Here is a 14,114-nt window from a genome sequence, read left to right as displayed (position 1 = left end):
GCCGATTTCACCACCCCGGGCACCGCCCCGGGCGCCGCCGCACGGGCCAGGCCCTACGCCCGGACCGGCAGCAGGAAGCCCTGCTCCACCAGGAGCCTGATCTGCGCGGGCGTCCGGTCCCGCAGCAACACCGGGTCCTCCCCGACCAGTTGGGCGATGGCGTCCAGGATCCGCCCGGCGCTCAGCGAGCCGTCGCACACACCCGCGAATCCGGCGCCCACGGTGTCCACCTTGGTGGCCCGACGCATCCCTCGGTGCTGGCGCAGCACGACGTGCTCCGGGTCCTCGGCGCCCGGCAGCCCGACCTGCTCCTGCATGACCTCGTCGGCGAGCTTGAAGTGCCCGGCGAGCAGCGCCGCGTCGTCGTGCGTACGCAGGTACTCCTGGCGGTCGAAGAACTCCCGCACCGTCTCGCCGAGCGGCTGCTCGACGGGGTGCGGCCACTCCTCGACGGTCACGGTCGGCTCGGCGGCCCCGGACTTGCGCAGGGTGATCCAGCCGAACCCGACGGCCCGCGTCCGGCGCGCCTCGAACTCGTCCAGCCACGCCTCGTACCGCTGCGCGTACGCCGCGGGGTCCTGGCGGTGGTCCCCCGCGTCCCGCAGCCACAGCTCGGCGTACTGCGTGATGTCCTGGACCTCGCGCTGCACGATCCAGGCGTCACAGCCGCGCGGCACCCAGGAGCGCAGGCGGTCCTGCCACTCCTCGCCGTCCACGTGCTGCCAGTTGGCCAGGAAGTGCGCGTACCCCCCTTCGTTCAACCGCTCCCCCGCCTCCTGAACGAGCGACCGGCACAGATCGTCCCCGCCCATCCCGCCGTCGCGGTAGGTGAGCCGGGCCCCCGGCGAGATCACGAAGGGCGGGTTCGACACGATCAGGTCGTACGTCTCCTCGCCCACCGGCTCGAAGAGGGAGCCCTCGCGCAGGTCCGCCTCCGGGGCGCCGGACAGCGCGAGCGTGAGCCGGGTGAACTCCAGCGCCCGGGGGTTGAGGTCGGTCGCCGTCACGCGCGTGGCGTGCTGTGCGGCGTGCAGGGCCTGGATTCCGGAGCCGGTGCCGAGGTCGAGCGCGCTGTCGACCGGGGTCCGCACGGTGATCCCGGCGAGTGTCGTGGACGCCCCGCCGACGCCGAGGACGACACCTTCGTCATGGCTGCCGATGCCGCCCGCGCCGCCGACAGCGCAGCCCAGGTCGGAGACGATGAACCAGTCCTCGCCGTCCGGTCCGCCATAGGGGCGCACATCCACGGTCGCCCGCAGCTCGTCCCCCTGGCCGGCCAGCCAGCGGCTCTCCAGGAGAGCGTCGACGGGCAGAACGTCCGCCACGCGCGCGTGGGGGACGGTTTCCTGGAGCAGGAAGAGGCGTACGAGGGCCGCGAGGGCGCCGTCCCCGCGGGTGGCCCGCAGCGCGGGCACGGTCTCACTGCGCGCGAGCGCGGCGTACGCGGGCGCCCCGAGCAGTTCGAGCAGCCCGTCGGCGGTGAAGTCGGCGGCGAGCAGAGCCTCTCGCAGGGAGGCGGCTACGTCGGCGCGGTCGGACGAGGGCAGGGGGAGGCTGGGGTTACTCACACCCCCATTGTGGCCCGCGGACAACGCCGACGCCCTCGGCGCCGCCGTGGGTACCGAGGGCGTGGAAGACGTATCGCCGCCAAAAGGCCGGCCCCTACGCAAGGGGCCAGTCCTGTGCGAGGGGGCTACTCCTTGGCGGACGGTGTGGCGGACGCGCTCTTACAGCTGTCCTGCTTGCCCATCGCCTTGCCGACCTCCCCCTCCTGCAACTTCTCCAGCGCCTCGTTGCCGCTCTTGCTCAGCTTGTCCAGCTCGCCCGCGACGTCCTTGAGGCCGTCCGCGAAGTCCGCCTGGTTCTTGGTGTTCAATCCGTCGACCTGCTTCTTCAGGTCCGCGTACGACTTGGAGATGCCGTTCAGTTCCTTGACGGCGTCGTCCGTCTTCTTCTGACCGTCGTCGACCGGCGGCGCGCCCGCGTCCTTCACGGAGGAGCCCATCGCCTTGTAGGCGTCGGACATGTCCTGGAACGCCTTGGAGTCGGTCTTCTGGACGTCGGCGGGCGAGCTGTTGTCGGAGGTCTCCTTCTGGATCGCCGCGTTGGCGTCCGCGATCTTCTTCGACTGCGGCTGGACGGAGTCACAGACCTTCTTGGCCCAGTCGTCCAGTTCCTTGTTGCCGTCGTCGCTGCTGCACCCGGACAGAGTGAGTACCAGTACCGCACCGCCGGACAGTGCGGCTGCAAGCTTCTTGTTCACCGGATTGGTCCCTTCCATGGCTCTCGGCCCCGGAACTTACACGCCAATCGAGCGACAATCGCATGTCGTGGGTCCGGTACAACCGCTATTGCAGCCATTTGCACCAAGCAGATGGCGGGGAGCGCGAGACGAGACTCACGAGTCGTCAGAGAGACACACTCGCAAGCCTCAGAGACCTACTCACGTGCCGTCAGAGACCTGGCGCCCGTGGGCGTGCCCACACGCGGACGGGCGGACGGCGCGTCAAAACGCGCCGTCCGCCCGCCCCTTGGACGCGTGCCGCTCCTGCTACGAAACGACCGCCGGATCGGCCGACTTGGCCGCCCGCCCGGCGTTGCCCTCGTCCCCGACGGCGATGCCCCGCCGCTTGGAGACGTAGACGGCGCCGATGATGACCGCGATGGAGGCCACCGCGATGAGGACCCGCATGCCGACGCTGGCGTCGTCCCCGTAGCTGAACTGGATCACCGCGGGCGCGATGAGCAGCGCCACGAGGTTCATCACCTTCAGCAGGGGGTTGATCGCCGGGCCCGCCGTGTCCTTGAACGGGTCGCCCACGGTGTCGCCGATGACCACCGCGGCGTGGGCCTCACTGCCCTTGCCGCCGTGATGGCCGTCCTCGACGAGCTTCTTCGCGTTGTCCCAGGCACCACCGGAGTTGGCGAGGAACACCGCCATCAGCGTGCCGGTGCCGATCGCGCCCGCCAGGAACGAGCCGAGCGCGCCGACGCCGAGCGAGAAGCCGACCGCGATCGGCGTGAGCACGGCGAGCAGACCCGGAGTGGCCAGCTCGCGCAGCGCGTCCTTGGTGCAGATGTCGACGACGCGCCCGTACTCCGGCTGCTCGCTGTAGTCCATGATCCCGGGGTGCTCGCGGAACTGCCGCCGCACCTCGTAGACCACGGCCCCGGCCGATCGCGACACCGCGTTGATCGCGAGCCCCGAGAAGAGGAAGACGACCGCGGCGCCGAGGATCAGGCCCACCAGGTTGTTGGGCTGTGAGATGTCCATCACCAGGTTCATCGGGGCGCCGTCGCCGAGTTTCTCGCCGACGTCCTTGGCCGCTGTCGCGATGGCGTCGCGGTACGACCCGAAGAGCGCCGACGCCGCGAGGACCGCGGTCGCGATGGCGATGCCCTTGGTGATGGCCTTGGTGGTGTTGCCGACGGCGTCCAGGTCGGTGAGCACCTGCGCGCCCGCGCCCTCGACGTCACCGGACATCTCGGCGATGCCCTGGGCGTTGTCGGAGACGGGGCCGAAGGTGTCCATGGCGACGATGACACCGACGGTGGTCAGCAGCCCCGTACCGGCGAGGGCGACGGCGAAGAGGGCGAGCATGATCGACGTACCGCCGAGCAGGAACGCCCCGTACACGCCGAGCCCGATCAGCAGCGCGGTGTAGACGGCCGATTCGAGGCCGATCGAGATGCCCGCCAGTACGACGGTGGCCGGACCGGTCAGCGAGGTCTTGCCGATGTCCCTGACGGGACGCCGGTTGGTCTCGGTGAAGTAGCCGGTGAGCTGCTGGATCAGGGCGGCCATCACGATGCCGATGGCCACGGCGATGAGCGCGAGGACCCGGGGGTCGCCGTTGTGGCCCGCGATCGCCGCGTCCGTGACGCCGTCCAGCTTCGCGTACGAGGACGGAAGGTAGATGTAGACGGCGCCGGCCACGAGCGCCAGCGAGACGACCGCGGAGATGAAGAAGCCGCGGTTGATGGCGCTCATGCCGCTGCGGTCGGCACGCCGCGGCGCCACCGCGAAGATGCCGATCATCGCCGTCACGACACCGATGGCCGGAACGATCAGCGGGAAGGCGAGCCCGGCGTCGCCGAACGCCACCTTGCCGAGGATCAGCGCGGCGACGAGCGTGACGGCGTACGACTCGAAGAGGTCGGCGGCCATACCGGCGCAGTCGCCGACGTTGTCGCCCACGTTGTCGGCGATGGTCGCGGCATTGCGCGGATCGTCCTCCGGAATGCCCTGCTCGACCTTGCCGACCAGGTCGGCGCCGACGTCGGCGGCCTTGGTGAAGATGCCGCCGCCGACACGCATGAACATCGCGATCAGCGCGGCTCCGAGCCCGAATCCTTCGAGCACCTTCGGTGCGTCGGCCGCGTAGACGAGCACCACACAGGAGGCGCCCAGCAGACCGAGCCCCACCGTGAACATGCCGACGACGCCGCCCGTACGGAAAGCGATCTTCATGGCTTTGTGCGAGACGGCGGTGAGATCCTTTTCGGGTTCTCCTTCCGCCGGGGTGGCCTCCCGGGCGGCGGCCGCGACGCGCACATTGCTGCGCACGGCGAGCCACATACCGATATAGCCGGTGGTAGCCGAGAACGCCGCGCCGATCAAGAAGAAGATCGATCGTCCGGCGCGCTGATTCCAGTCGTCCGCGGGCAGCAGCATGAGCAGGAAGAACACCACGACGGCGAATACGCCGAGCGTGCGCAGCTGCCGGCCCAGATAGGCATTAGCGCCTTCCTGGATGGCCCGCGCGATCTTCTTCATGCTGTCGGTGCCCTCGCCGGCCGCGAGCACCTGGCGCACCAGGACACCGGCGACGACGAGCGCGGCGAGCGCGACGGCCGCGATGACCATCACGATAAGCCGATTGTCGTCCGTCAGGACTGCGGCTGCGAAGGTTGATGGGTGGTCAAACTCATGAGGGGTAGAAAGCCCCGCCATTCGTCCTCCTTGACGCTTGGGCTGAGCTCAAGATGTGGACGGATTGTAGGGAGCGGAACCTGATCAAAACAGAGCGCCACTAACGCAATTGACCTGAGATTGCTTCTCAGCAAATGATCGCGGCCACGGATTGGCCCCGAAAGCGGTAATGCCTCAAAACCGTTGACGAGAGATCGTCGATCTAGATAATGAGGTGATCAGAATAAGAAAAGGCCCTGTTCACCGTGGTGGTGACAGGGCCTGTCGGGGCGAGAGGGGCGTCGGGTTCCGGAGCCTCGACGCGAGCGCTCCGGACCGGGGCCATCGGGAACGGCCAGCACGGAAACCGGGAGCGGAAGCGGAGCCGATCAGGGCAGAAGTGGCGCGAGATCAGGGCCGAAGTGGCGTGGATCAGGGCAGGAGCGCCGCGGACCGGGGCAGGACCGGCGTGGATCAGGGCCGAATGCGTGGATCAGGGCACAAGCGGCGCGGGGGTCGTCGGCCACCTCATGCGGATCAGGCCACCGGACTCGCCGGCGGTGACCTCGACGTCGTCCACGAGACCGCTGATGACGGCGAGACCCATCTCGTCCTCGCCCTCGGCCTCCAGCTCGTCGCGCGCGCCGGGCACCCGGTCACCGGGCGCCGAACGGGGTGCCTCGTCGCCGACCTCGATGGAGAACATTTTCTCGTCCTCGATCAGCGCGACCCGCACCGGCGCGTCCACGCCGTTGCTCTGGTGCAGCCCGACGGCACGCGTGCAGGCCTCGCCGACGGCGAGCCTGACCTCGTCGAGGACGGCCTCGTCCACCCCGGCCCTGCGCGCGACCGCGGCCGCCACGAGGCGGGCGGTCCTGACGTGCTCGGGCAGCGCGCTGAAGTGGAGTTCAACGGTGGCCATGCATCCCCCTCGGACGTACGCGCGTGCTGTCAGGGGGCCGGGCCGCAGGCCCGGTCCCCTGCTGTACTGCCACTCCGGGCCTCAGTCGGTGGCAGCGACTGCTTCCTCGACCGAGGTGTGAATGGGGAACACCTTGGTCAGGCCGGTAATGCGGAAGATCTTGAGAATGCGCTCCTGGTTGCAGACCAGGCGCAGCGAGCCCTCATGGGCACGCACACGCTTCAGGCCGCCGACCAGCACGCCGAGCCCGGTGGAGTCGAGGAAGTCCACGCCCTCCATGTCGACGACCAGATGAAAACTGCCGTCGTTCACCAGCTCGACCAACTGCTCGCGCAGCTTGGGCGCGGTATAAACATCGATTTCGCCACCGACCTCGACGACCGTACGATCGCCGACGGTACGGGTCGACAGGGACAGGTCCACGGATCCTCCAGCACCTTGCTATCGAGCGGTCATCCCTCGGGACACCTCGGCAGAGCCCCCAGGACGGATCGCCAGCCGCGATGGCATTCAATCACTTACCGGCAGGCGTGCACGACGCCTTGGGACCATTGTCCATCCCGCCAGTGACACACTCGATGCCGATGGCCAAAATTTCTCCTACCGGAGGACCCTCTGCGGGCGCCCCGGCACAGACGTCCCCGCAGGCGGTCCTCGACCGCCTCAGCGCTGGGCCGAGCCGTGCATCGCGCGTCACTCATACGGAGCACTTGCCCCCACGTGCGGCTCGGTATGCAGTCTGGCCGGACCGCATCCGCCCCGAAGTCATATCCGCCGTCCGGGCGGCGGGCATCGAGCAGCCCTGGGCCCACCAGGCCCTGGCGGCCGAGCACGCCCTCGACGGGGAATCCGTGGTCGTGGCCACCGGCACCGCCTCCGGCAAGTCGCTCGCCTATCTCACGCCCGTCCTCTCCGCCCTCCTCGACGGCTCCGAGGCACCCAACGGGCGCGGCGCCACCGCCCTGTACCTGGCCCCCACCAAGGCCCTGGCCGCCGATCAGCGCCGGGCCGTCCGCGAACTCGCCGCCCCTCTCGGCAACGCCGTACGCCCCGCCGTGTACGACGGCGACACCCCCTTCGAGGAACGCGAATGGGTACGCCAGTACGCCAACTACGTGCTGACCAACCCCGACATGCTGCACCGCGGGATCCTGCCCTCCCACCCCCGCTGGGCCTCCTTCCTGCGCGCGCTGCGCTATGTCGTCATCGACGAGTGCCACACCTACCGCGGCGTCTTCGGCTCCCACGTCGCCCAGGTCCTGCGCCGCCTGCGCCGCCTCTGCGCCCGCTACGGCTCCGAGCCCGTCTTCCTGCTGGCCTCCGCCACCTCCGCCGACCCCGCCGTCTCCGCGGAGCGCCTCATCGGCCTGCCCGTGAAGGAGGTCGCCGACGACGCCTCGCCCCGCGGCGAACTCGTCTTCGCCCTGTGGGAGCCCCCGCTCACCGAGCTGCACGGCGAGAAGGGCGCCCCCGTGCGCCGCACCGCCACCGCCGAGACCGCGGACCTCCTCACCGACCTCGCCGTCCAGGGCGTGCGCTCGGTGGCCTTCGTACGCTCCCGGCGCGGCGCCGAGCTGATCGCGGTGATCGCCCAGGAACGCCTCGCCGAGGTCGACCGCTCCCTCGCCCGCCGCGTCGCCGCCTACCGGGGCGGTTACCTCCCCGAGGAGCGACGCGCCCTGGAACGCGCCCTGCACTCCGGCGAACTCCTCGGCCTCGCCGCCACCACCGCCCTCGAACTCGGCGTGGACGTCTCGGGCCTGGACGCCGTCCTCATCGCGGGCTACCCCGGCACGCGCGCCTCCCTCTGGCAGCAGGCGGGCCGGGCGGGCCGCTCCGGGCAGGGGGCTTTGGCCGTGCTGGTCGCCCGGGACGACCCCCTGGACACGTATCTCGTCCACCACCCCGAAGCGCTCTTCCGGCAGCCCGTCGAGTCCACCGTCCTCGACCCCGACAATCCGTACGTCCTCGCGCCCCACCTGTGCGCCGCCGCCGCGGAACTCCCCCTCGTCGACGAGGACTTCGCCCTCTTCGGTCCGGCCGCCGCGGAACTGCTTCCGCAGCTGGAGGCCGCGAAGCTGCTGCGCCGCCGCACCAGGGCCTGGCACTGGACCCGCCGGGAGCGGGCCGCCGATCTCACCGACATCCGCGGCGAGGGCGGCAGGCCCGTCCAGATCGTCGAGGAGGGCACGGGGCGGCTGCTCGGCACCGTCGACGCGTCCGCGGCGCACGCCACCGTGCACGAGGGCGCGGTCCACCTCCACCAAGGCCGTACGTATCTCGTGCGCCGACTCGACCTTGAGGACTCGGTGGCGCTGGTCGAGGAGGCCGTGCCGCCGTACTCGACGACCGCGCGCGATACCACCGCGATCGCCATCCTGGAGACGGATGTCGAGGTGCCCTGGGGCGAGGGCCGTCTGTGCTACGGCTCCGTCGAAGTGACCAACCAGGTCGTCTCCTTCCTGCGCAGGAAACTCATCACGGGCGAGGTCCTCGGCGAGACCAAGCTGGAGCTGCCTCCTCGTACGCTGCGCACGCGCGCCGTCTGGTGGACGGTCACCGAGGACCAACTGGACGCCGCCCGCGTCCATCCCGAGATCCTCGGCGGCGCCCTGCACGCCGCCGAGCACGCCTCCATCGGCATGCTGCCGCTGTTCGCCACGTGCGACCGCTGGGACATCGGCGGCGTCTCCGTGCCGCTGCATCCGGACACGCTCCTTCCCACGGTGTTCGTGTACGACGGCCATCCTGGCGGGGCCGGATTCGCCGAGCGGGCCTTCCACACGGCGCGGGAGTGGCTGACGGCCACGCGACAGGCGATCGCGGCCTGTGAGTGCGAGGCGGGCTGCCCTTCGTGCATCCAGTCCCCCAAGTGCGGCAACGGCAACGATCCGTTGCACAAGCGGGGGGCTGTGCGGTTGCTTTCGGTGTTGTTGCGGGACGCGGAGGGGACGGGCGGGTGAGGTGCCTGGCGGGGGCGCCTTCGCTGGCGGGGCACCTTCTCTGGCGGGGGCGCCTTCGGCGGGGTTTCGCCTCGGGTTCGTCTTTGGGGCGGGGCCGTGGGGGTATGTACGTGCTCGCCATCTTGGCGCGGGAGTCTGTTGGTTGTTGGGCTCGGGTAGTTGGATCCACTGTGCTCCGCGCGCACATACCCCCACGTCCCCTTCGGTGCGTTTGCGGCTGACGGCCGGTGGGGGGTGGCCCCGGGCGGGGCCAAGGCCCCCACGGCACGTCGTTTGAAGCGGTTCGACGGGTGGGTGGGCGGCATCCGGCACGGCGGAGCGGCGGGGCAGGCCCCATGGCCGTGAGGGAGAGGCCGCTGGGCCCGCCCGCGCTCGGGCCTTGGCGGAGAAGGTGCCTACGGAGGCAGAGGCCGTGACGTCGGCCACGTCCCTCCGCACCGCGCAGTGCAGAAGCCACGCCCCTTGCTCCCGCGCCACCCGGCCAGCCCCCGCACAGGCCGCCGATTCACCCGTCGCCCAGCGGTCCGCCGCGGCCAGTGCCGCCAAGTCCGCCGCGCCGCCCGCCCGATGCCGGGCCACGATGGCCTGCCCCATCGCCAGCACCGCCCCGCAGACCACGCAGAGCACCGCCATCACCACCGCCACCCACACCGTGGCCGCCCCCCGGTCCCTGTCCGGGCCGCTCCACATGCCGCCCCTCATACGCCCACCCCCACCGTCTCCTCCGCCGACGCCACCGCCTCCGACCGCAGCCGCAGGCCGAGACCCAGGGCCCTCGGGCCGGGTGCCTCCGCGACCACCTCGACCCGCACCAGGTCACCGTCCCGCCGCACGGACACACGCGCTCCACGCGGCGCCGCCTGCCGTGCCGCCGCCACGGCCACCGCCTCCGGGTCCTGCCGCGCCGCCGCGCGAGCCCCTGCCCTGGCCGCGTCCACGCACTGGATCTGCGCGCACGCGGCCAGCAACGTCCAGACGAGTGCCATGGCGAACAGGACCAGCGTCGGCAGCACCACGGCCGACTCCGCCGTCACGAACCCCCGGTCCCCCGCGTGCGCCCTCGGGCCGCGATCAGAAGGGCGCATGGAGTGCCTTCTCCACCAGTGCCTGCAAAGCCGCCCTGACCTGGCCGCTCGTCACCACCTTGTAGAGCAGTCCGGCGAACCCCACCGCCGCGATCAGCCCCATCGCGTACTCGGACGTGACCATCCCCGCGTCCCTGCCCTTCGCGCGAGTCCGCCGAAGCAGCGCTCGGGTGAATTTGCTCAGTTGCATGTCAACCCCCGTGGTTTCTGCGTGCGTTGTGTGCGCGACCCTGTTGGCCGCAGCCGTGTCCGGCTCGACTTCAGTCCGTACTCAGCAGGCCTTCCGCCAGCCCGATCAGCACCGGCAGGACCCCGACCGCGACGAATGCCGGAAGGAAGCACAGGCCCACCGGCGCGGTCATCAAGACCGCCGCCCTTCTCGCCTTGGCCGTGGCCGCCCGGGCCCGCGCGGAACGGGCGTCCGCGGCGAGGCGGGCCACCGGTTCCGCGGCGGGGGCTCCGGAGTCGCCCGCGCGCTCCAGGAGCCTGGCCAGCGGGGCAGCGGCCGGTATCGCCGCCAACTGCCGCCACGCTTCAGCTGGTTCGCTGCCCAGCCGCACTTCCGCCGCTCCTCGCGCGAGGCTCTCGCCCACCGGGCCGCGCAGCGACTCCCCGACAGCTCGGGCCGCTGCGACAGGCGCCGCCCCAGCAGTCACGCAGGCCGCCAAGAGGTCTGCGGCTAGCGGGAGTTGTCGCATGCCGTCCGCCTCCTCGCTAGCTGCCTCCGGTGTGCGGGGCGGTGCGTGGGTGCGCCGCCAGTGCCATGTGCCGTAGCCGACCACCGCCCCCGCCGCGAGCCCGGGGACGCCGCCCACCAGGGCGTAAGCCGCGCTCGCCACCCCTGCGACCGGTAACCAGGCGCGCGCCCTGTCACGCAGGCCCGACCACCGCTCCCCGCACCGCACGACCGGCCGCTCCACGGCCAGCAGCTGTCCGGCCCTCCGCCGCAGCGCCCTCTCGCGCCGCGCGGCCTGCACGACCAGCGCCAGCCAGAGCACGGCCGCGACTCCCCACACGGCCACCCCCAGCCTGTGGACAGAACTCATCGCCCCTCCGCTCCTCGAACGATCCGCAGCGCCCACCACACCCCGACGCCCTCAAGCACCCCGCCCGCCGCCAAGCAGCCGAGACCCGCTCCCGTGTGCAGCAGCACCCGCAACGGCTCCGCTCCCAGCGCGCCGCCCATCAGCAGCCCCAGCACCGGAAGCCCCGCGAGCATCACGGCGGTCGACCGGGCGCCCGCCAACTGGGCCCGCAGATCCGCCCGCTGGTCGCGCTCCGAGCGCAACGCGCCCTCCAGCCGCTCAAGGCCCGCCGCCAGACCCGCACCGCGGTCCACCGCCACCCGCCAGCACGCGGCCAGCCCCAAAAGCCCCTCCGCCCCCGGCTCCCGCGCCGCCTCACCGAACGCCCCCGGCACATCCCCGCCGAACCGCGCCGCCGCCAGCACGGCATTCCGGCCCTCACCGGCCCCGTCACCCCCGGCCCCGTCTCCCCCGCGGGTGCCGCCATCGAGGGCCAACCGCAGCGCCTCCCCCGGCTGCCGCCCCGCCCGCACCTCGCCCGCGAGCGCCCCGCACAGCGCGATCACCGCGTCACCGCGCCGCTCGCGCTCCCTGCGCGCGTCCCTGGCCCGCCGCACACGCCCCGCCAACGGCACTCCCGCCGCGCCCGCGACCAGCGGCAGCGGCGACTCCCCGAGGAGCGCCACCACCACCCCTGCCGCCAGGCACCACCACTCATGCCGCACCCGAGCGCGCCCAGCGGCCACTGCCCGCCGCCAGAAGCGGCCACCCGCCTTCTCGGGCACCCCGGCCCCGAGCACCGACCGGACCCGCCGGGCCGTGCGGTCACGACCGTCCATCAGCCAGGCCGCGCTCCCCGCGCACACGGCCGCCGCCCACATCGCCGTACTCACACCGCACCACCCCGGGCCCCGCCCTCCAGAAGCGCGCTCAGCCGCCCCCACCCGGGCCCCTCGGTGAAGGCCTCCTTGCCCCACCGCAGTGCGGGCACCGTCACCACCAGACCCGACGCTGCGCGCTCCAGCACATGCACCTCGGCGATGCGGCGGCGGCCCGCCCGATCTCGTACGAGATGGATCACCACGGACAGCGCGGCCGCCAACTGGCTGTGCAGGGCGGCCCGGTCGAGCCCGGCGGCCGTGCCCAGGGCCTCCAGGCGGGCGGGCACGTCCCCTGCGGCATTGGCATGCACCGTGCCGCAACCCCCCGAGTGCCTGACCTAACCGTGCAAAGCGATTCGCAACGGTCCAGGTCTTCACACACGCGCTCGAAGGTATGTATGAGCCAGAAGACCGTAGTCATCTACGACCGCCTGTCCCGCCTCTTCGCTGAGGAAGCACCCGACCACCGCATTGCCGCCTGCAAGGCATACGCCGCTCAGCGCGGGTGGAAGGTTGTGCACGTCGCCACCGACACCAACGTCAGCGGAGCGAGCCGACTGGAAGACCGACCCGGTATGCGGGAGGTTCTGGCATGGCTGCCCCGCGTGGACTACGTGCTTGCCGCGAAGCTCGACCGGTACGCGCGCAGCGTCTTGGAGTTCTCGCGACTGCTGGACGCCGCTAAGGCGACAACCACGGTGGTCGTCACCGCCGACGGGATGGTCAACCCGGAGAACGGCTCGTTCCTCGCGAACCTGCTCGCCAGCTTCGCCGAGTACGAGCGAGACATGATCAAGGCCCGCATCACAGCGAGCAAGGAGCACTTCCGCTCGCGCGGCAATCACCTTGGCGGACTCGCCCCGTACGGCTACGTGTCCACGGGCCCGGTCAATGACAAGCGCTGGGCCATCGACGAGACGGCCGCCTCCATCATCCGCGAGTGCGCCGACAAGATCCTTCACCACGGCGCATCCGTCGCGGGGCTTGCACGGGAACTCACCGCGCGCGGCGTCCCTTCCCCGGCAGACCATGCCCGACAGCGCGACGGCCGCAAGGTACGCGGCACCAAGTGGCACACGACGACGCTGCGGGACGTGCTCTACACCCCCGCTCTTCGCGGGTGGCTCGTACAGGCCAAGCCAGGCAGCAAGCGGGGAGCACTGACCCACCAAGCCGTACTCGACGCGGAAGGGCGTCCGGTCTCCCCCGGGCCCGCAATCCTGGACGCACAGACGTGGACCAACGTCCGCGCAGCGCTCGACAGCAAGGCCAAGGGTCGGGGCGTGGACCGACCGAGCCGGGGCAAGGCTCTACTCCTCCACATCGCGCGCTGTGCTGAGTGCAACGGGCCCATGTACAAGCAGCGCCGTTCCGTGAACGGGAAGGACTACAGCACCTACGTATGCCCGAAGGGCGTTGGCAAGGCAGGCATCCATCGGCCGAACGTCGTTCTCGCGTCAGCCGTGGACGAGCTGGTCACTCGCCGCTACCTGACCGTGTTCGGTGGCTCCTACCTCAAGCGGTGGGCCGAGCCGGACGGCAGCGCTGTGCTCCAGCTCTCCGAGGTTCGGACGCAGATTGACCGCTTGGCAGGAAGCCTTGCCCAGTTGGACCCGAGCGGCCGAGCGGGTCAGCTCGTGATTCAGCAGATCACCGCCCTTGAACAGCGCGAGATCGAGTTGCGCAAGGAAGCCGACCACGCCGAGGGGCGATGGGTGGACGCAGGGGGCCCGGTCTCCGTCGAGTGGGAGCGGCGCGACGACGAGGGGCGGCGGGCGCTGCTCGCGGATATGGGAACACATGCCGAGATCCGACCGGCCACGCCCGGCGCACCGAAGCGGTTCGACGCATCGCGGGTGGCCGTGCGCTTCGACGGACCAGCATGGGTCCGGGAAACCGACCCGGCTACCGCTGAACTGGTCGCCATAGCTTTGGATGAGGCGGAAGCGTAAGACAGCAGCACGCGCGGGCCCCGTTCCTGAATCACCAGGGAGCGGGGCCCTTTGCTATGCCTCCAGAAGGCCACAGACAGCCCGAGGGACGTCGTTTGCCCGGTGGACGGCACCGAAGGGTAGCGGCGCGCCCCAACCCCGTCTGACGGCCGCCGAGAGGCCCCGGCCCCAAATGCCGGCCCAGGGTCCGACCCGCCCTCGCATCCGCCATACGCGAGGCCCTTCGGCTGCAAGGCAATCCGGGCCCGCTGCGCTTCGCGTCGGTCCGCCGGACAACCCACGCACTCGTAGGAGTCAGAGGGCAGCGAGACCGGCGCTTTACCGGCGCACTCTCTCAACCACGTAGGCACCTTCCGCCGTGAGGGTGCCTTTTC

The 14,114-nt window shown here is 71.2% G+C and carries 11 protein-coding genes and 2 pseudogenes; 2 read left to right on the top strand and 11 right to left on the bottom strand.

Translation table 11 applies throughout. The features are described from left to right. Positions 1–53: 53 nt before the first annotated feature. The 5 genes from IG54_RS0113695 to bldG form a co-directional block, all read right to left on the bottom strand. Positions 54–1,568: a DUF7059 domain-containing protein gene (locus tag IG54_RS0113695; RefSeq protein WP_030782192.1), complete on the bottom strand. Its 1,515-nt coding sequence runs from the start codon at positions 1,566–1,568 to the stop codon at positions 54–56. A 125-nt stretch (positions 1,569–1,693) separates the two neighbouring features. Then, on the bottom strand, positions 1,694–2,281 hold the full coding sequence (locus IG54_RS0113690) for a hypothetical protein (RefSeq protein ID WP_030782190.1): 588 nt from the start codon (positions 2,279–2,281) through the stop codon (positions 1,694–1,696). Between the two features lie 270 nt (positions 2,282–2,551). After that, the gene (locus IG54_RS0113685; protein WP_030782187.1) at positions 2,552–4,954 is read right to left on the bottom strand and encodes a sodium-translocating pyrophosphatase; all 2,403 of its coding nucleotides are present in this window, start codon (positions 4,952–4,954) and stop codon (positions 2,552–2,554) included. Between the two features lie 451 nt (positions 4,955–5,405). Further along, positions 5,406–5,834, bottom strand: a complete 429-nt coding sequence (locus IG54_RS0113680) for an ATP-binding protein (RefSeq protein ID WP_030782184.1) — start codon at positions 5,832–5,834, stop codon at positions 5,406–5,408. An 81-nt stretch (positions 5,835–5,915) separates the two neighbouring features. Next, on the bottom strand, positions 5,916–6,257 hold the full coding sequence (bldG, locus tag IG54_RS0113675) for an anti-sigma factor antagonist BldG (RefSeq protein ID WP_003975386.1): 342 nt from the start codon (positions 6,255–6,257) through the stop codon (positions 5,916–5,918). Positions 6,258–6,337: 80 nt separating this feature from the next. On the opposite strand from bldG, the gene IG54_RS0113670 reads away from it, so the two are divergent. Beyond that, positions 6,338–8,797, top strand: coding sequence for a DEAD/DEAH box helicase (locus IG54_RS0113670; RefSeq protein WP_037897047.1), 2,460 nt, complete (start codon positions 6,338–6,340; stop codon positions 8,795–8,797). A gap of 417 nt (positions 8,798–9,214) precedes the next feature. Here the strand turns inward: IG54_RS0113670 and IG54_RS43575 are convergent. From IG54_RS43575 to IG54_RS0113645, 6 genes and pseudogenes are all read right to left on the bottom strand, one after another. Beyond that, positions 9,215–9,430: pseudogene (locus tag IG54_RS43575) on the bottom strand (Rv3654c family TadE-like protein); the annotation flags it as partial. Positions 9,431–9,495: 65 nt separating this feature from the next. Continuing rightward, entirely contained in the window at positions 9,496–9,882 is a 387-nt protein-coding gene (locus tag IG54_RS0113665; protein ID WP_030782178.1) for a TadE family type IV pilus minor pilin, read from the bottom strand. Then, entirely contained in the window at positions 9,869–10,072 is a 204-nt protein-coding gene (locus IG54_RS40220) for a DUF4244 domain-containing protein (protein ID WP_078594061.1), read from the bottom strand. The genes IG54_RS0113665 and IG54_RS40220 overlap by 14 nt, the downstream gene beginning before the upstream one ends. A gap of 70 nt (positions 10,073–10,142) precedes the next feature. Beyond that, entirely contained in the window at positions 10,143–10,928 is a 786-nt protein-coding gene (locus IG54_RS0113655; protein WP_030782173.1) for a type II secretion system F family protein, read from the bottom strand. Next, complete coding sequence (locus IG54_RS0113650; protein ID WP_030782170.1) at positions 10,925–11,788, bottom strand: type II secretion system F family protein; 864 nt, start codon at positions 11,786–11,788, stop codon at positions 10,925–10,927. The genes IG54_RS0113655 and IG54_RS0113650 overlap by 4 nt, the downstream gene beginning before the upstream one ends. Positions 11,789–11,796: 8 nt before the next feature. Next, positions 11,797–12,120: pseudogene (locus IG54_RS0113645) on the bottom strand (ATPase, T2SS/T4P/T4SS family); the annotation flags it as partial. Between the two features lie 66 nt (positions 12,121–12,186). Between IG54_RS0113645 and IG54_RS0113640 the strand changes: the two are divergent. Continuing rightward, positions 12,187–13,740, top strand: coding sequence for a recombinase family protein (locus IG54_RS0113640; RefSeq protein ID WP_030782164.1), 1,554 nt, complete (start codon positions 12,187–12,189; stop codon positions 13,738–13,740). Positions 13,741–14,114: the final 374 nt, after the last annotated feature.

The sequence above is a fragment of the Streptomyces sp. NRRL S-920 genome (genome assembly GCF_000717945.1).
Taxonomy (GTDB): Bacteria; Actinomycetota; Actinomycetes; order Streptomycetales; family Streptomycetaceae; genus Streptomyces; species Streptomyces alboniger.
The sequence above is the reverse complement of the archived record's forward strand: the minus strand, read 5'-3'. Positions and strand labels throughout refer to the sequence as shown.

Coding starts and splice junctions, on each gene's coding strand:
- IG54_RS0113655 (WP_030782173.1), bottom strand. CDS start 10,928: ATGAGTTCTGTCCACAGGCTGGGGGTGGCCGTGTGGGGAGTCGCGGCC.
- IG54_RS0113640 (WP_030782164.1), top strand. CDS start 12,187: ATGAGCCAGAAGACCGTAGTCATCTACGACCGCCTGTCCCGCCTCTTC.
- IG54_RS0113670 (WP_037897047.1), top strand. CDS start 6,338: ATGGCATTCAATCACTTACCGGCAGGCGTGCACGACGCCTTGGGACCA.
- IG54_RS0113665 (WP_030782178.1), bottom strand. CDS start 9,882: ATGCGCCCTTCTGATCGCGGCCCGAGGGCGCACGCGGGGGACCGGGGG.
- IG54_RS0113690 (WP_030782190.1), bottom strand. CDS start 2,281: ATGGAAGGGACCAATCCGGTGAACAAGAAGCTTGCAGCCGCACTGTCC.
- IG54_RS0113650 (WP_030782170.1), bottom strand. CDS start 11,788: ATGTGGGCGGCGGCCGTGTGCGCGGGGAGCGCGGCCTGGCTGATGGAC.
- IG54_RS0113680 (WP_030782184.1), bottom strand. CDS start 5,834: ATGGCCACCGTTGAACTCCACTTCAGCGCGCTGCCCGAGCACGTCAGG.
- IG54_RS0113685 (WP_030782187.1), bottom strand. CDS start 4,954: ATGGCGGGGCTTTCTACCCCTCATGAGTTTGACCACCCATCAACCTTC.
- IG54_RS40220 (WP_078594061.1), bottom strand. CDS start 10,072: ATGCAACTGAGCAAATTCACCCGAGCGCTGCTTCGGCGGACTCGCGCG.